The sequence below is a fragment of the Virgibacillus sp. Bac330 genome, from assembly GCF_003667845.1.
Classification (GTDB): Bacteria; Bacillota; Bacilli; order Bacillales; family Amphibacillaceae; genus Virgibacillus; species Virgibacillus chiguensis.
Genome location: NZ_CP033048.1, coordinates 1476486 through 1494677 on the forward strand (window position 1 = coordinate 1476486; position 18192 = coordinate 1494677).

18 protein-coding genes and 1 pseudogene are annotated in these 18192 nt (G+C 35.5%); 10 read left to right on the forward strand and 9 right to left on the reverse strand.

Annotated features, from left to right (window positions below; all coding sequences use genetic code 11):
* Window positions 1-70 precede the first annotated feature (70 nt).
* On the reverse strand, window positions 71-1129 hold the full coding sequence (locus D9780_RS06805) for a ParM/StbA family protein (RefSeq protein WP_121639704.1): 1059 nt from the start codon (window positions 1127-1129) through the stop codon (window positions 71-73).
* A gap of 432 nt (window positions 1130-1561) precedes the next feature.
* Between D9780_RS06805 and D9780_RS06810 the strand changes: the two genes are divergently transcribed.
* The gene (locus D9780_RS06810) at window positions 1562-3058 is read left to right on the forward strand and encodes a recombinase family protein (protein ID WP_121639705.1); all 1497 of its coding nucleotides are present in this window, start codon (window positions 1562-1564) and stop codon (window positions 3056-3058) included.
* Window positions 3059-3071: 13 nt separating this feature from the next.
* On the opposite strand, the pseudogene D9780_RS06815 reads toward D9780_RS06810, so the two are convergent.
* Window positions 3072-3437: pseudogene (locus D9780_RS06815) on the reverse strand (sigma-70 family RNA polymerase sigma factor); the annotation flags it as partial.
* Window positions 3438-4546: 1109 nt separating this feature from the next.
* On the opposite strand from D9780_RS06815, the gene D9780_RS06825 reads away from it, so the two are divergent.
* Window positions 4547-5926: a PTS transporter subunit EIIC gene (locus tag D9780_RS06825; protein WP_121639708.1), complete on the forward strand. Its 1380-nt coding sequence runs from the start codon at window positions 4547-4549 to the stop codon at window positions 5924-5926.
* Between the two features lie 84 nt (window positions 5927-6010).
* On the forward strand, window positions 6011-7090 hold the full coding sequence (locus D9780_RS06830; RefSeq protein WP_121639709.1) for a DUF871 domain-containing protein: 1080 nt from the start codon (window positions 6011-6013) through the stop codon (window positions 7088-7090).
* A gap of 123 nt (window positions 7091-7213) precedes the next feature.
* Here the strand turns inward: D9780_RS06830 and mnhG are convergent, their stop codons facing one another.
* The 7 genes from mnhG to D9780_RS06865 form a co-directional block, all read right to left on the reverse strand.
* Window positions 7214-7594 (reverse strand): monovalent cation/H(+) antiporter subunit G, encoded by a 381-nt coding sequence (gene mnhG / locus D9780_RS06835; RefSeq protein WP_073004543.1) that lies wholly within the window; start codon window positions 7592-7594, stop codon window positions 7214-7216.
* On the reverse strand, window positions 7575-7886 hold the full coding sequence (locus D9780_RS06840) for a Na(+)/H(+) antiporter subunit F1 (RefSeq protein WP_073004541.1): 312 nt from the start codon (window positions 7884-7886) through the stop codon (window positions 7575-7577). Before D9780_RS06840 ends, mnhG begins: the two co-directional genes overlap by 20 nt.
* Complete coding sequence (locus D9780_RS06845; RefSeq protein ID WP_121639710.1) at window positions 7883-8359, reverse strand: Na+/H+ antiporter subunit E; 477 nt, start codon at window positions 8357-8359, stop codon at window positions 7883-7885. The genes D9780_RS06840 and D9780_RS06845 overlap by 4 nt, the downstream gene beginning before the upstream one ends.
* A 6-nt stretch (window positions 8360-8365) precedes the next feature.
* A complete protein-coding gene (locus D9780_RS06850) occupies window positions 8366-9847 on the reverse strand; it encodes a Na+/H+ antiporter subunit D (RefSeq protein ID WP_116277496.1) in 1482 nt (493 codons plus the stop codon).
* Entirely contained in the window at window positions 9840-10178 is a 339-nt protein-coding gene (locus D9780_RS06855; protein ID WP_121639711.1) for a Na(+)/H(+) antiporter subunit C, read from the reverse strand. The genes D9780_RS06850 and D9780_RS06855 overlap by 8 nt, the downstream gene beginning before the upstream one ends.
* 2 nt (window positions 10179-10180) lie before the next feature.
* Window positions 10181-12496 carry a Na+/H+ antiporter subunit A gene (locus D9780_RS06860; protein WP_121639712.1) on the reverse strand — a complete coding sequence of 772 codons (2316 nt, stop codon included), beginning with the start codon at window positions 12494-12496 and terminating at the stop codon, window positions 10181-10183.
* Window positions 12497-13059: 563 nt separating this feature from the next.
* Window positions 13060-13206 carry a sporulation histidine kinase inhibitor Sda gene (locus D9780_RS06865; protein ID WP_073004533.1) on the reverse strand — a complete coding sequence of 49 codons (147 nt, stop codon included), beginning with the start codon at window positions 13204-13206 and terminating at the stop codon, window positions 13060-13062.
* A gap of 715 nt (window positions 13207-13921) precedes the next feature.
* Between D9780_RS06865 and D9780_RS06870 the strand changes: the two genes are divergently transcribed.
* From D9780_RS06870 to rsfS, 7 genes are read left to right on the forward strand one after another with little or no spacing between them, the layout of a single operon-like run.
* A complete protein-coding gene (locus D9780_RS06870; RefSeq protein WP_073004531.1) occupies window positions 13922-14437 on the forward strand; it encodes a YqeG family HAD IIIA-type phosphatase in 516 nt (171 codons plus the stop codon).
* A gap of 6 nt (window positions 14438-14443) precedes the next feature.
* Entirely contained in the window at window positions 14444-15544 is a 1101-nt protein-coding gene (gene yqeH, locus D9780_RS06875; RefSeq protein WP_121639713.1) for a ribosome biogenesis GTPase YqeH, read from the forward strand.
* Window positions 15545-15556: 12 nt separating this feature from the next.
* A complete protein-coding gene (gene aroE / locus D9780_RS06880) occupies window positions 15557-16399 on the forward strand; it encodes a shikimate dehydrogenase (protein WP_371413709.1) in 843 nt (280 codons plus the stop codon).
* A 1-nt stretch (window position 16400) separates the two neighbouring features.
* Window positions 16401-16691 (forward strand): ribosome assembly RNA-binding protein YhbY, encoded by a 291-nt coding sequence (gene yhbY / locus D9780_RS06885; protein ID WP_116277500.1) that lies wholly within the window; start codon window positions 16401-16403, stop codon window positions 16689-16691.
* 11 nt (window positions 16692-16702) lie between these two features.
* Window positions 16703-17269 (forward strand): nicotinate-nucleotide adenylyltransferase, encoded by a 567-nt coding sequence (locus D9780_RS06890; RefSeq protein ID WP_073004526.1) that lies wholly within the window; start codon window positions 16703-16705, stop codon window positions 17267-17269.
* Complete coding sequence (yqeK, locus tag D9780_RS06895) at window positions 17259-17834, forward strand: bis(5'-nucleosyl)-tetraphosphatase (symmetrical) YqeK (protein ID WP_073004524.1); 576 nt, start codon at window positions 17259-17261, stop codon at window positions 17832-17834. Before D9780_RS06890 ends, yqeK begins: the two co-directional genes overlap by 11 nt.
* A complete protein-coding gene (rsfS, locus tag D9780_RS06900) occupies window positions 17834-18190 on the forward strand; it encodes a ribosome silencing factor (RefSeq protein WP_121639714.1) in 357 nt (118 codons plus the stop codon). Before yqeK ends, rsfS begins: the two co-directional genes overlap by 1 nt.
* Window positions 18191-18192: the final 2 nt, after the last annotated feature.

Sequence of the window (18192 nt, forward strand, 5' to 3'; positions counted from 1 at the left end):
ATGTAATACGTTTAATAGTATATACTATAGTTCATCCTAAAGCAAAATAGGGGAGAGATCCCCCCCTATTTTAACTAGCTTTTTCTTTACGACTAATGGTAGAAGCTAACTTGTAAAAGCCACTTAGATTTGCTTCTTGAGAGTTTTCAACTATAAGAACGGAATCCTCACCAAATGTGTCCTGAAAATAAGTGGATACGATGTGAACACCGCCTCCGGTTAATATGAATTTATCAATACTATCTCGATTCGTTAGTACAGCGTCCATATCAGAGATAAGCTTCTCGATAAAGTTTGTAATGATGTCTTTTGCTATGTCTTCAAAAGAGTATTTTTTTCGCTCGGATACGGTGGCAACGATTGTGTTATTGCGAAAGCCTTCTTCTACAAAGCTTGCATCTAAACCTTTAATGCCATGTTCACGCTCGATTCGTTTAGCAATTCGTTTATGAATATCGTTCATACCCTCATAATATGTTTCAGATTTATCTTCTAGGCGCTTTACATTTTTAAAGGTGTCCATGATGGTTGTGCCTGCGCCGAAGTCAATGACGGTTAATGTGTTGTTTAAAAATTCCTTATGAACTTGTCCAGATTCATTCATGTATTGGTGAAGTAGAGTGCCTAAGGGCTGCTCAATAATACGTACATCAGTAACATGGATGAATAACTGTTTGCCATTAATCTTCACAATGTGTTTTTGTTGTAAAAAGCGCTTAAAGTCTTCGGCCTCTGTTGTTCCTACTTCTTGTGACGGAAGCCCCGTTACAACAATGACATCACGTAGTTCATCTTCTTCATAATCGCTAGCAAGCTCAGCAAGAATGAAAGAGCACAGAAGTTTGAAACGCTTTTGCGTATAACGGTGGTTATGTGTATATGTAGGAAGTAATGAACTTGGATCCACGACATCAGCAATTTCTTCTCCCCAAATATATATTGTTCCGTCATCTAAGCTAGATTCAAATTCACGGTAACCAAATGAGGCGTCAAAGCTCGAAGACATGCCTGTAATGCTTGAACTTCCCATGCTTTCTTTTTTAGCAATAGAACTTGGAGCAATCATACTCCTTTTATTATTTCTTGCCTTTACAAAACCATTCCCCACATCAAACGAAAAAGCTAACATATAAATTCCTCCCATGTCATTTATTGTTTATATATATTATAATATATTTAAAAACATATTGCAATATATAAAAGGAATAAAACATACCTCAGTATATATTTGAAGTGATAAATAAGGTTAAATTTAATTATTTATATCCAGTAGTATATAATTTTTGATGCATAGAGTTTGCGACATAACCTTTAGAAATTAAGTTTTTAAAGGATTGTTTCTTTGAAAAGAACAAATGTTTGCGTAAAACTGGACGTTGCACTCCTCTGCATTTATAATAATCCATATAAGCATTTGTACAAGCTGTTGCCGCATATCTTCTGTTGAAGGGGTGGTGCAGCTTGAAGATAAAAGTTATTAAAGGACCTCACTATGATAAAGTTATTCAGGAATGTTATCAATATTTATTTGAGGTATACAGAAGGGAGAAAAATCGAAACGATGATAGCAGTGTATGTAAGGGTGTCAACGGAAGAACAGTTAAAGGGATACAGCGTCGAAGGGCAGATGAATGACTGCATGGAACTCGCGCGAACAAAAAATGTTTTAAAATATATTGATGATGGTTACACTGGTGAGATACTTAATCGTCCTGAATTAACAAAATTACTAGATGATGTGGAAAAGGGAGTAATAGAAAAAGTTATTTGTTATGATCCAGATCGTCTTTCTCGTAAATTATTAAATCAACTTTTGATTACAGAAAAGCTGGAGAAGCATCAAGTTGGTTTGGAGTTTGTAAAAAGTGATTATAAAAATGATGCAGAAGGGCAATTGTATTTTCAGGTACGCGGTGCTTTTTCCGAGTTTGATAAAGCGAAAATCAAGCATAATACGATGACAGGAAGATACCGAAAAGCTAAAAAAGGCCTCGTTGTAAAAGATGCTGGTATGTATGGTTATAATTATGATAAAAAAAACGAAACCTACTGCATTAATCAACAAGAAGCGAAAGTAGTGCAAATGATTTTTGATTACTTTACAGATCCAAATACAGTATTCAAAGGCATAAATGGCATTGCTTTACATTTAACGGAGCTTGGTATACCTACAAAAAAGGGAGGTAAAGTATGGCATCGACAAGTTGTAAGACAGATTCTAATGAACGAATCGTATACGGGGGTTTATTATCAAAATAAATATGATACAGTAGGAGATTATGTAAAAAGGCAGGCAGGGGAGAAATTTAAGTCTGGAAGAATCCGACCAAAAGAGGAGTGGGTGAAGACAGAGATACCGCAAATTATAACTAAAGAGAAGTATGAATACGCTCAAGTTTTGTTGAAACAAGCTAGGAGAAGGTATGCAGGATATAATAGACACCATTATTTACTTTCGGGGTTGGTTCGGTGTGGACGTTGTGGGCAGACAATGACCGGTAAAAAAAGAAAATCACATGGAAAGGATTTCTATGTTTATGAATGTAGAAAAAACTATGCTGGTGCAAAGAATAAAGGTTGTGGGCGAATGATGAGTGAGAATAAGTTAAATAATTTTGTTTGGTCTCAAGTGGTAGACATCCTTAATAATCCCACTAAAATCAAACAACATACCTACATACAAAAAAAGAGCTACATTCATGAGGAAATTGACCACATTAAGGAACAGATTCAGAAAAAGAAAAATGGAAGGAAACGATTATTAAATTTAATCAGTATTAGTGAAGATGAAGAAATGGATTTGGAAGAAATTAAGGATAAAATGAAAGAGTTGCGAGTACAGGAAAACACTTTGCAATTAAAATTGGATGATCTGCAGCAAATAATCGCAGATGATGATTCCAAGAAAGCTACTTTAGCTTTGGAAGAAGCAGTGAAGTATTACATGCAAGTGAAAGGATCAAATTTAGATACTAAAGAAAAACAGAGGGTATTGCGGATGATTGTTCAAGAAGTGGAAGTCATTGATTTGGAAAACATCCATATACACACATTTTAATGGGTAGTTATGCTTTGACTATCCCTATTGTAATTGATATTTCATTCTCAATACACCGGGCTGCATAAGTAGCAAGTTTTGTACCTTTTCCAGGCGAATAACTTTCCACCCCTTTAATCAAACCAATGGTTCCAATAGAGATAAGATCTTCAGCATCTTCTCCCGTATTTTCAAATTTTTTTACAATATGTGCTACGAGCCGAAGATTATGTTCAATGAGTTTGTTTCGCGCTGTTTCGCATCCGTCCTGCATTCGCTGGATGTATTTTTTTTCTTCGTCAGGTGGTAGAGGTTGGGGAAAAGCGTGATTTTTAACATAAGAAACAAAGAACATCGCTTCTTTAATAAGTAAAGCGAGCGCACTTAAAATGCCGGACAAATATATCCTCCTCCTTGATGTACTTACTCAGTAGTCATTAGCCCATATGTTTATACTATGAAGCTTGGAGGAATAAAGTGTCTGTCCTAAATAGGTTTTGCTATGTTCATGCAATAAATATATGAAGATGGTTGAAGGTTCGCATCATTAAAGTAAATTCTTAATGCGTTTTACCGTCTTGTATGTATACATAGATGTATATAGGTATTTGCCCAAGCAATTACGACATATATTCTTTAAATGGACGGGAAAAATAGTAGAGGTTGTATTATATAATACTTAGACGTTACAGGTGAAAAAGAAAGAGGGTCGTAATCATTTTTACAGTAAAAACACAAATGATGAAATATAATTTTATAAATAAATAATATAAATTAATTTATTCTTTTAAATTATGTTATACTAATAGTAAAAGAAGGGAATGAATCATATGTTGGAAAAACTAACGATAGAATAAGAAATGAATACACTTACAACGTTGGCTCGATGCCATTTAAAATTTTTAGTAATATGAATAAAGAAGATAAACAGGTTGCAAATGTTATAGATACGCAACTTTTAATAATAGAACGAGCTGTTCAGCTTGTAATTACATCTTTTCAAAAAGGTGGAAGGAGAGTAAGATGACGAAGGGTAAGATGAAATGATTTACAAAGGAGAAACCTCACACAGGCAGATGCGTTGATAGGGGTTGTAGTTAGTGGGAGAACGCCTTATGTTATAGGGGCTTTTAGCATATGAAAATAAACGCAAAAAAGGTTCGTGTTTCTAGTAACAAGGGGGCGGTAATGAGCAAAACATTTAGAAGTAGGTACGGCCGCAGAAGATGGTGTTAAATATAATCTCCACAGCTTCAATGGTAGGTGTTGGTAGAGTATATCAAGATTTAATGATTGATAACGAGAAATTAGTAGCGAGATCAATATGCCTCATGATGGATGCTATAGGAATAGATCACAAAGAAGCAAAAGATTATTTACGTAAGTCCAAAATTAATTTCAAGATTGTTATCATAATGATATTACTACAACGCTCCTATGACAAAGCAAAAGAGAATGTTCTCCAAGCGTTTTTGTACAAAAAGCGTTAATGAAAGGGGAGAAGAGATAATGAAAAAGGAAGAAAAACTAACGCAGGATATTTTACAATTTATTGGTGGAAAAGAAAACATAAAACAAGTTAGCCATTGTATGACAAGACTAAGGCTTAAGCTTAAAGATGATGGAAAAGCTGACATCGGTGCTTTAAAAAATGTAAACGGTGTCATGGGAGTTGTTGTGGACGAAACATTACAGATAGTGATTGGACCAGGAACTGTTAATCGTGTTGCGGAGAAAGTTAGTGAAATAACTAAATTAGGCATTGGCGAGGAGCAAGGTCCAGATGATGAAAACTTGACGTTTGAAGAAAAAGCAGCATTACAAAAGCAGGAAATAAAGCAAAGAAATAAAACGCCTTTTAAAAATTTTCTACGTCGATTAGGTAATATTTTTATTCCATTAATTCCTGGGTTAGTTGCCTCAGGTATTATTAATGGCGGTGCTAACTTTGCAAAAAATGCGGGTGTTGATCCAGAAACGACATGGATGCAAATCTTGCTTGTTTTTGGAGGCGCTATTTTTACGTATTTAGCTGTATTAGTAGGATGGAATACCGCAAAAGAGTTTGGAGGCACACCTGTATTAGGTGCCATTGCTGGTATGATTTTATTTAATCCGGTGCTTGCTGATATTACCATATATGGAGAAGCGTTAGTTCCTGGCAGGGGGGGCTTATTCGGAGTCATCTTTGCAGCTTGGTTAATGACATTTTTAGAAAAACGAGTTCGAAAAATTATTCCAGCAGCCGTAGATATTATTTTCACTCCTTTAATTACGGTTTTAATTGTTGGTTTTGCTTCTTTATATGTAGTTATGCCAGTTGCCGGAGTCTTATCTGATGGCATAACAGATGGATTAACATCCTTAATCGATATGGGGGGATTTATTGCTGGTGCAGTATTAGCAGGTTTCTTCCTTCCGTTAGTAATGGTTGGATTACACCATGGATTAACCCCCATTCATTTAGAGCTGATTAATACATTTGATAATACGGCATTACTTACTATTTTAGCGATGGCCGGAGCAGGGCAAGTGGGAGCAGCAATGGCTATTTATGTGAAAACCAAAAATAAACGCTTACGAAATATTATTAAAGGTGGTCTTCCAGTAGGATTTTTAGGAATTGGCGAACCTTTGCTTTATGGCGTGACATTGCCTTTAGGACGGCCGTTTTTAACTGCATGTATGGGAGCGGCAATTGGGGGCGGATTTCAAGCTGTCATGCAAACTGCAGCTAAAGGTATCGGTGTTTCAGGTTTGTCATTGATTCCACTTATTGATGATGGAAAGTATATATTATATTTCTTAGGTTTAGTAATTTCATATGTTGGAGGTTTTATTTTCACTTATTTGTTCGGCTTTAAAGAAGATATGGCTAAAGATATATAAAATATAAAGTTATTTGACTGTTACCAAGGGGCAAGTTTATTAAAGCCCCTTGGTAAATAGCGATAATAAAAAAGGGTGATATTCATGCTAGGCATTTCTGTATATATTGGTGAACAAAGTGTGGAAGAACAGTCCACTTACATAAAGAAAATGAATGAAAAAGGGTTTACGTCTATTTTTACCTCTCTGCATATACCAGAAGAGGATCCAGCTATGTATAAACACCAGTTACAAGCATTAGGAAAGATAGCAAAGCAATTAAATATGGAACTAATGGTTGATATTTCTCCAACTTCACTTATTGCTTTAGGGTTTGACTGGGAGACAGCTTCTGAGTTAGTAAATTGGGGACTAACTGGTCTGCGCGTTGATTATGGAATTGACGAGGATACGATTGTATATCTCTCAAAAGAGATGAAGGTCGCTCTTAATGCAAGTACATTAACGCCGCATGTTTTGGAAACATTAAAACAAAAAGGGCTAGATATTTCTATGGTTGAAGCATGGCATAATTTTTATCCACGCCCGGAAACTGGCATTGGCTGGGATGATTTTATTAAAAAAAATAGATGGTTAAAACAAGAAGGCTTATCTATCATGGCGTTTATACCAGGAGATGAAAAGTTAAGAGGTCCCATTTTTGCAACATTACCAACGTTAGAAGCTCACAGATCGACGTCTCCTTTTGCTGCATATTTAGAGCTTAGTCATAAAGGAATGGTTGATAAAATTTTGATTGGAGATAGAGGTGTTAGTGATCGTACGTTCGAACAGTTTTCTGGCTACCAAAAAAATGAAATCCTTCTTCATGTAACACCAAATCCAGCAATACCTCAATTAGGTGTAGATTTGGTAAAAGGGACGCATACAAACCGCGTTGATCGCGCACGCGACTGTATTCGTTCTGTTGAGTCGAGACAATATGCCTCAATAGGAGCTATGAACATTGTTCCTGTTAATTGTGTAGAACGTTGTATAGGTTCAATAACAATTGATAATGAGCATTATCAAAGGTACCAGGGTGAAGTGCAAATAACTACACGCGATTTGCCTAAAGATAGACGAGTAAATGTGATTGGAAGAGTAGTCCCCCAAGATAGGGTGTTGTTAAAATGGATCGCTGGAGGACAAAGGTTTACCATTAAACTGGTTTCAAACGATTAGCAGTTAAACAAGGAGGCTACTCATAGAAAAAGCAATGAGAATCCATGAAGGAATCCATTGCTTTTTCACTATAGGCAATTTAATATTTTTTGGTTTATAGTTTGAAAGAAAAACGACGGCTTTCTAATACATATTTCTTTTTTTATACTCTTCTACAGCTTCTTCATATGCATCTTTTTGGTTTTTTAAATATGGCTTTACTCCTGATGAGTGTGCAGCTCTCCCCATCATATGTGCACCTACGGGAGCTGTTAACATGATAAATACGATTGCTAATAGCAACTTACCACTAACAATAGAATGCTCTAAATATAAATACGTAAAAGCTCCAATAAGAATAAAAGCGATTCCTAATGTAGATGCTTTTGTTGCTGCGTGTAATTTTGTATAAACATCAGGAAAGCGAACGACGCCAATTGAAGCAGATAGTATAAAAAAGGTGCCCGCTAAAATGAATAAAGCAACGATAAGGTTTAAAATAATATTAATCCACGTCTCTATCAATGATAACACCCTTTTCTAGGTATTTTGCAATGGCAAGTGTTGAAAGGAATGCAAGGATCCCAATGAGCAAAATGACGTCATTTAACTTTGTTGTTATCAAGTAGATTGACATTAAGCCTGCTAGCCCCATTAAGTTAATACCAATGGCATCTAATGCAACCGCTCGATCAGGTAGTGTAGGACCAGATATAACACGATATAAAAGAAGAGCTAATGATAGTGATATACCAATAAACGAGATCACGATTGCTACTTGTAATATATTGTCTGTCGTTGTTAATATATTCGTCATCTTGTCACCTCCATGATTGCTTTTTCAAATGTGTTCTTTATGGAACTGATAGCCACATTGTTATCGGCAATATCCATTCCATGAATGAACAATTTTGTGTTATCACGCGATACAGCAACGGATAACGTACCTGGAGTGAGAGAAATTAAATTCGCCAACAAAGTAATTTCCCAATTACTTTTCAACTCTGTTGGCAGCTCAAATATTGCTGGTTCAAAATTTGGTTTCGGTGAATAAACAAGTTTTACAATTTCAATGTTTGAAGAGAGTAACTCTTTTATAAACAGGAAGATCAAGCTAACGATCTTTACCACTCTTCGAAAATAGAACGTGTCTGGTATAAAGCGACGTAAAAGAAACAAGAGTAAAATCCCTAATAGATATCCAGCAATAAAGCTTGGAACAGAATAAGATTCACTTAAGAACATCCACATAAAGGCGATAATTAAATTAATTACAATTTGAAAAGCCATAATTCATTACTCCTTTAGCACAGAATCAATATAAATTTCCGGATCAAGTAAATAAGCAGCTATTGACTCAATACTCGGATAAAACAATTCTGCTCCAACTCCAAGCAATACAGATATCGTTAATAAAGCGACAACGGGAGCCATTAAGCCGTTAATAGGCTTCTTAATAATAGTACCCATTGTTTCTTTATCTCCCCAAAATCCGTTAATAAATATTTTTACAACGGAATAAAGGATGAGCAGACTCGTTAGCAAACCGATAATAACGATAGCGATTTCTCCCTCTTCAAAGGCACCCTTCAGTAATAACAATTTGCCGATAAACCCGCTAAAAGGTGGGAGTCCAGCTAATACGGCAGCAGATAAAAACAATAGCCAACCTAAAGAAGGATAGTAATGAATAAGCCCACCCATTTTGCGTAAATCGGATGTTCCAGCTACATAGGCTATGATACCTACTAGTAAAAATAGTGCAGTTTTAATGATCATATCGTTGATAAGATAGTATATGGAGCCACTAATTCCAGATTCGTTCAGAACCCCAATTCCTAAAAGGATAAATCCAATGGCAGGAATAATGTTATAAGCGATAATCAATTTAATATTTGAAGTAGACAATGCACCAATGATGCCAAAAATCATCGATAGACCAGCTATCCAAATAAACATTTCATGGGTTAAATCTGTTTGATAAACAAAAATAAGTGTAAATACTCGTAAGATAGAGTAAATCCCAACTTTTGTTAGCAACGCGCCGAATAAAGCCGATATAACAGGATTCGGTACAATGTATGACTTCGGTAGCCAGTAATAAAGTGGGAATAATGCTGCTTTCGTAGCAAAAACAAAAAACAGTAATATCCCAATCGTTGTAATAATACCTTGTTGTTCCACTTCTTGTACGCGTTCGGCAATTTGTGCCATATTCACTGTTCCAACAACGGCATATAAAAGTGCAACAGTGGTAACAAATAACATCGATGAAAATAAGTTAATTAATAGATATTTCAGCGATTCTCTTAATTGAACTTTTCCGCCTCCTAATACAATTAAACCGTAAGAAGCCATTAATAACACTTCAAAGAATACAAATAGGTTAAATAAATCACCGGTTATAAATGCGCCAGACACACCAGTAATAAGAAAAAAGAAAAATGGATAGAAATAAAACCGTTCTCTTTTTTCTAAACCAGCATAGGGAGCGTAGAATGCACAGGCAGTACTAATTACATTCGTTGTTAAAACTAGTATGGCAGCTAAGCCATCCATGACTAAAACAATTCCATAAGGAGCCATCCAATCTCCTGTTTGCAATATAATTGTGCCATGTTCAAGTACGTACCAAGTAATATAACCAGCTGTTGCTAAACTAATGATTGAAAACAGCTTCGTTAGTGCTCTGGATATGCGAACACTTTTATTAAAAAAGATAAGAACGATAGCTGCTATCATTGGGATGATAATTGGTAGTATTACTAAATTACTCATTTTCGTTACCCCTTAATTCTTCCATATTGTCCGTACCGTTTTCTTGAGTCGATCTATAAGCTAACACTAAAAGTAAACTGGTTACCCCAAAGCTAATCACAATAGACGTTAGGATTAAAGCCTGAGGTAGCGGATCGGTATAATTTTCGATCCCATCTGTGAAAATAGGGGGCTGGCCAGTTTTTAATTTCCCCATTGTAAAAATAAGGATATGGGCGCCGTGGGAAAGTAATGCTGTACCTATAACGATGCGAAGCAATTGCTTTTGCAACATATTATAGATGGCGGTTGCAAACAAAACTCCGGCTAATATAGATGTAATAATCTCCATGGTTATTCTGCCTCCTTATTCTTTTTATATTTAATAAGGCCGACGATAGCTAATGCAGCAATGCCTAACACAGCGATTTCGAATAAGGTATCTAACCCACGAAAATCAACCAAAATTACGTTAACAATATTATATCCGCCGCCCAATGGTTTTGAGTTTTCTACAAAGTAATTTGCTATTGATTCGAACCACCTACTACTATGACTAGATATTGCCACTAAAGTAATTAACGTTCCAAATCCGATAGAAATAATTGCATTCATCAGTTTTGTTCTTGGTGTGTCAGATGATTTGCGCAACTTCGGTAAATGGTAAAAGCAAAGTAAAAAGAGTGCCACAGTAATTGTTTCAATAACTAATTGCGTTAGAGCAATATCTGGTGCGCGATAAATAACAAATAGGATAGCCACGCCGAAACCAACTACTCCGACTACTAAGATGGCAGCTACATTATGATTCATATAGATAGTAGCGATTGCTGCAATAATCATAATTCCTACAACAGCAACCTCGATAAATGAAATATTAGCTAACTCGTTTGTGCTAAATGCAAAACCGTCTGTTAAAAACATAAATAGGAACGAAACAATGAGCATTGTGCCAAGAATTAAAGACATATATGTTCTTAATGAACCAGTCATATAGTAATTCGTAATGCGATTAGAAACTTGACCGATCTGATTTAAAATCCCGTCATATATACGATTAAAGCTTACTTTACCAGGCAAAAATTGATAAATTCCTTGCCATTTTTTCCGAGTTAAAAATAACACTGTACCTATTCCAACAACTGCTAACGACATTTTAAAAGGTGGAATAAATCCATGCCAAAAAGTAACGTCTTTATAGGTTACAGAACTGTTGATCGCAGCCGCTGCATGTTGTAAAAAGGATGAGTTAACCATATTTGGAAACAAACCAATTGTAATGACGCCAACTACAAGAATGATCGGTGATATAAGCATGCCGATAGGTGCTTCGTGTGGTTTCTTTGGTAGTTTATCCAAATGTTTTTTTCCAGTAAATGTCCCGAAGAACAAATACATGGAATAGACAAATGTAAAAATACTGCCTAGAACTGCTAAAAATGGGATAGTTTGACTCCAAAAGTCAGCACCTAATTCTAGTGAGGCTTCAAAAAACAGTTCTTTACTATAATAACCATTTAGAAATGGTAATGGGACTCCCGCCATAGAAAATGTTCCAAACATGGCTAATGTAGCAGTAATGGGCATTAAAGTAGCCAGTCCGCCAAGTTTTCGAATATCTCGAGTTCCAGTTTCATGATCAACAATCCCAGCTACCATAAATAGACTACCCTTGAATGTCGCATGATTTAATATATGGAAAACAGCTGCAAAAACGGCTGCTTTTGTGCCAAAACCTAGCATCGCCATAATCATTCCAAGCTGACTAATGGTAGAGAAAGCTAAAATAGCCTTTAAGTCTGTTTGTCTTACAGACATATAAGCGCCCCAACACAATGTTGCGATTCCAAATACACTTACAATAATAAAAAACGCTTCATACCCTGAGAAAATCGGCGAAAAACGAGCTACAAGAAAAAGCCCTGCTTTTACCATGGTGGCTGAATGTAAATAAGCACTAACAGGTGTTGGTGCTTCCATTGCGTCAGGTAGCCAAATGTGAAATGGAAATTGGGCAGACTTTGTAAATGCACCTAATAGTATGAAGCCTAGAATAAGTGGCAAATAATTGCTATTTAAAATAAAATCCACTTGGGTAATCATTTGTTGTATGCTTGTTGTACCTGTAACGACGTACAGCAGAATAAAGCCGCCGAGCATACTTAACCCGCCAAATACAGTTATGAGCATGGATTTTAATGCACCATAGCGAGAACGCTCTTTAAAATGCCAGTACCCAATTAATAAGAACGAGGATATCGACGTTAATTCCCAAAACGTATAAAGCACAAATATATTATCCGATAGCACTACGCCAAGCATTGCGCTCATAAACATGAGCAAATACACATAAAAATGTCCAAGGCGTTCAGACTTGTCAAGATAATAGATGGAGTAAAGGACGACTAGGGAACCAATTCCGCTAATCAATAGAACGAATAATAAACTTAGACCATCTAAATATAAATCAAAGTTAATGCCTAAAGATGGAATCCAGTTATATTGTTCCATGGTTGGAGTAAAGTCATTGCCTATAAAAGTAACAAAGTATAGGAAAATCAAAAAGGGTATAAAAAAAACGAAGATCCCTGTATGTATTTTTTCTTTCAATTTACTTAATGCAGGAATAAAGCATGCAATAAGCAGTGGAATAAGAACTGCAAATATCATTTGACCGGAATTCCTCCTTCACCAACTAAAACGGTTTTCTATTATGTTTTTCATTACTTGATATGACAAAAGGGCTAAACCACCTATTCCCTATAAGTGGTACATGTAAATATCCTTCTCCAAAGTCGGATATTTAATCATTTGTTGTTATTTTTATACTAAATGGGTCTCTTTATTTATTTCACATATAAGGAGCTGTTAGAACCCCACTTCAAAGGTTGGAGAATCGATAATGCCAAAAAGAGTGGTTAGCAACGATATGCTTGGTATATGTTTAGCAAACAAACAGCCAAGATGAAAGAAAGCCCACCTCTGATAATTCCTTATAACGAATGAGCATTGCGGTACAACTTTCAAATGGGGATTAAATTCTTTTTACGTGCAACAAATGGTTTAGCCAAACAAAATGGTATTTGTGCGAGTTTGTATACCATTGTATATCAAGCTTCATCCAAGAAATATTTTAACACAATAAAGGGTTGATAAAAATAAAAAACCCTTAGAAATCACAAATTCTTCAAGGGTTTTCGAGTTTCTTCATATTTAATATAGTGGGTAATTCATTAACCTGATTTTGTATCTTTTATTTTATGTGACAAATGCCTTCTATGAATCTCTTCTTCAATTAACAAGAGAAAATCAGGGCTTAAATTTAATTCATTTGCTGTAATATATGATTCGAGTAATAATTCATCCGACAAATGTTCCATAAATACAGCCCCCTTAGAAGTGGAAATCTTCTGTAATAAAGTTACTAATAATTTATCATGAACCTAGCAGCCGGACAAGGTGTAAGTTATCTACAATGGTCTGTATATAACTTGTGTATAAATGGTAGAAAAGTGTAATAAATGCAGTTAAATCAACTCGAAAATTGTTAATAAAGTTATCCACAATGCAGAAAATGAAAGTATTTGTCGAACGATTTATGTATATAAAGTAGGTATTTATGCATAGTCTCTAATCACCAAAACCTATTTTGCTGAAATTTGTTCATATACATTTTGTTGAGATGTCGAAAATCAATGTATAAGCAAAATTGTTAAAAATAAGTGACTAAAGAAGAACAAAGATCTTGTGAATACAAGTTTAAAAAGAGATAAATGAGATGGCTACAATATAAGGGTATTCTTGGAAAAGAAAAATATTTGTTAACAATCTCTTTATACAACGTTCTGAAACGAATCCATTTGCTTTTATTAATTTTTGCTTGGAAAATAAAATTTCTTTATTATTGTAGCGAGTTGTTATAGGATTAGGGTATAATTGTTTTCTTGTATGTATGTAGGAATGAGTAATTTGCTTGTTGGACTAGCAAAACATTTTAAAACAAGCATTATATTGCAGAATATATGATGAAATGACGATTCATCTGTTTTTATATGTATTCCTATGGATCAACTGACTGTAATGAGGTGTGAAAGTGTGTTGAAAAAGTTTTTACCGAATGAGCATGTGAAAAGTATATTTGAGATTCATCCTGAATTATTGAAGGGAAAAGGGATAAAAGGTATTATTACTGATTTAGATAATACTTTGGTTGCCTGGGACGTTAAAGAAGCTACTTCTGAAGTGGTAGAATGGTTTAAGTTAATGAAAGAACATGACATTAGCGTAACCATAATTTCTAACAATAATCGAGAGCGAGTAAGCGTGTTTTCTGAGCCGCTCGATACCCCTTTTGTATTCAGTGCTCGCAAACCGTTAAGCAAGGCGTTTAAAACAACAGCTAAAAAAATGAATTTAAAAGAAGAAGAAATTGCCGTTATCGGGGATCAAATTTTAACGGATGTACTCGGAGGAAATATGGCTGGTTTTTATACAATTCTAGTCGTCCCCATTGTGCAATCAGACGGGAAGATAACAAGATTTAATCGTAAAATTGAGCGCCGTATTCTTGCATATATGCGAAAAAAGGGGAAAATAAGCTGGGAGGAATAAGCAACGATGGAAACAATATATTGTCAAGGTTGTGGTATACGCATTCAAACAACTGCAAAGAACCAACCAGGTTATACGCCTGCCTCATCCATGACAAAGGAAAATATTCTATGTCAGAGGTGCTTTCGTTTAAAGCACTATAATGAAATTCAAGATGTTGCAATTACCGATGATGATTTTTTAAAAATGGTAAGTTCTATTAGGGATACATCTGGGTTAGTAGTACATGTAGTCGATATCTTTGATGTAGCTGGAAGTTTAATTAAAGCTTTACCGAGAATAGTTGGAAATAAATCGATTTTGTTAGTAGGTAATAAAGTCGATTTGCTTCCTAAATCAGTAAATACAAGAAAATTACTACAGTGGTTACGCGCGCAAGCTAAACAAGTGGGGGTAAATGTAGCTGATGCTTGTTTAATCTCCTCAACAAAAGGGCACGGGATAAGTGAACTTGCAGAGACAATGGAACAATTTAGAAATGGTGATAACGTTTATATTGTGGGTACAACAAATGTTGGAAAGTCCACGTTTATTAACCGATTAATTAAAGAATCGACAGGCTATCGTGATGTAATTACTACTTCTTATTTTCCAGGAACGACATTGGGTTTTATTGAAATTCCTTTAGATAACCATTCAGCTCTCATCGATACACCAGGTATTGTAAATAAGGAGCAAATGGCTCATTATATTTCTGCTAAAGACTTAAAACTGATTACACCAAACAAAGAGATAAAACCTAGAGTTTACCAATTGAATGATGGACAAACTTTGTTTTTTGGCGGATTAGCTCGATTAGATTTTATAAAAGGAGACAAACAGTCCTTTGTCTGTTATTTTTCTAATCAAGTTTCGATACATCGTACAAAATTAGAAAAAGCAGATGAACTATTTGAAAATCATCTCGGTGAACTATTGACGCCTCCATCCATGGAGTCCATCGATCAAATACCACCTATGATTTCGGACACATTTCGAATAGATGCGGGAAAGTATGATATTGTTTTTCCTGGTTTAGGCTGGGTCAGCATCTTAGGTGATGGTGCTACAGTAACTGCGCATCGACCAAAAGGTGTTGCTGTTTCTATTAGGCAATCATTCAACTAGGGGGGGTAGGTTGTGGCATATATGTTTGGGTTAATTGGTTATCCTATTAAACACTCGCTTTCGCCATGGATTCATAAGCAATTTATGAAAACAACGGGAATGGAAGGGGATTACTGTATCTATGAAGTAACTCCAGAAGATTCTTTTGAGGCATTTATAGGACAGCTTAAATCGTCTAGGGTAGATGGTTTTAATATAACAGTACCTTACAAGGAGAAGATTATCTCTTATTTAGATGATATTGATCCTGTAGCTTTAAAAATTGGAGCAGTCAATACGGTGGTGAATAGGAATGGTAAGTGGATTGGTTATAATACGGACGGCAAGGGATACGTTCGTTCGTTAAATTCCAAGTTTCCTAACTTATTGAAAAAAGCCACTAAACGAGCGCTTATTCTTGGTGCTGGTGGTGCTGCTAAAGGGATTTTTGCAGCGCTTGAAGAGGTGGGCTTTAAAAGAGTAGATATAGCTAATCGAACGAAAGAAAAAGCGGTAATGATTTGTGGGCGTCACAAACATCAGTCACAAGTATATTCCTTTAAGGATGTGGAACAGCGTTTGCATGACTATGATATTGTCATTCAAACAACTTCTGTAGGAATGAAACCGCAAGTTGATCAATCTGTTTTATCAGATGATACAAACTTTTCGCCTGTACCCATTTACAGTGATATCGTATATCAACCGATCAGAACGAATTTTTTACAGAGAGCAGAACAAAGTGGCGCACAAATTCATTATGGACACACCATGCTTCTCTACCAAGCGCAATATGCTTTTGAATTATGGACAGGTCGAAAACCAAATATAGGGCAAATGGATGAAGAATTAAAACAGATTTTGAAAGGAAGATAACATGCTAACAGGAAAACAAAAACGATTCTTACGAGCAAGAGCAAATCAAATAAAACCTATTTTTCAGGTTGGTAAGACAGGCGTAAATGAAAATATGGTTACACAAATAACAGATGCTTTAGAAAAAAGGGAACTATTAAAAGTAAGTATTTTACAAAACTGTTTAGAGGACAAAACAATTGTTGCCGAACAATTAGCAGAAGGAACAGGTGCTGAGGTTGTGCAAATTATTGGAAATAATATTGTCCTTTATAAAGAGTCAACAGAAAACAAGCACATTGTATTACCATAAAGGATGAGATTATGAAGCGCATAGGAATATTAGGAGGTACATTTGATCCACCTCATATGGGTCATTTAATCATTGCAGAAGAGGTGCGCCTCGCTTTAGATTTAGAGGAGGTTTGGTTTATCCCTTCTTATACGCCACCTCATAAAAGCAATGTAAAAACGAAGCCAGAACATCGACTGAAAATGATCAGACTTGCTATACAAGGCAATCCTTATTTTAAAGTGGATACAATTGAGTTAGAACGGACTGGAAAATCTTATACCATTGATACGATAAAAGAGCTAAGAAAACGTCACTCTGATAAGAAATTTTATTTTATTATTGGTGGAGATATGGTTGAATATTTACCTAATTGGTATCAAATAGAGGAATTAAAAAATCTGGTAACTTTTGTTGGAGTTAAACGCTCTAATTATTCAACGGAAAGTGCGTTTCCGATTTACATCGTAGATATTCCGTTAATAGAAATTTCTTCAACTGTCCTACGTAAAAGGTGTATAGAAGGAACTTCCGTACAATATTGGTTGCCACATTCTGTTCATCAGTATATAAAGGAGCATCATTTATATGGACATTGAATTAGCGAAAGAGAAAGTAAAACCCCACTTAACAAAAGAACGATATGAACATTCTTTACGAGTTGCTGAAACAGCTAAAATGTTAGCGGATCGATCTGGTGAAGATGTACGTAAGTTGGAGTTAGCAGGTGTATTGCATGATTATGCAAAGTATCGTCCTCAAGAAGAATTAGCACGCTGGATTAAGTCATCTACATTACCGAAAGATTTGCTTGCATTTCATCATGAGCTTTGGCATGGACCAGTTGGTGCACTCTTAATTGAAAAAGAGCTAGGAATAAAGGATAAAGTAATACAAGGAGCTATAAGGTATCATACTACTGGAGCGGCAAATATGAACAAGTTTGAAATGATTATTTTCTTAGCGGATTACATAGAACCAGGAAGAAGCTTTCCAGGAGTGAATGAAGTGAGGAAAGTAGCAGAAAATAATCTACAACAAGCATGCTGGATGGCCTTATCCAATACAATTCATTTTCTAGTTGGAAAAGGAGCTACAGTATATCCAGATACATTTTATGCGTATAATTACTTAACGAGATTGGGTTATGGAGGTATTGTTTAATGCAAAATGAACGAGTTGTACAATTAGCAGCGCGCGCATGTGACGATAAGCGAGCGGAAAATATTATAGCATTGGATATGAACGGTGTTTCTTTAATAGCAGATTATTTTTTAATCTGTCATGGCAATAACGAACGGCAAGTGCAAGCAATTGCGAGGGGAATTAAAGAAAAAATGGAAGAACATAATATCCCTGTTCACCGGCTGGAAGGATTTGAACAAGCTAGGTGGATTCTTGTAGATGTAGGTGACGTAGTTTGTCATGTTTTTCATAAAGATGAAAGAAGCTACTACAATTTGGAGCGCCTGTGGGGCGATGCTGTAACATATTCCATTGAAATGGATCAGGATAAATAAAG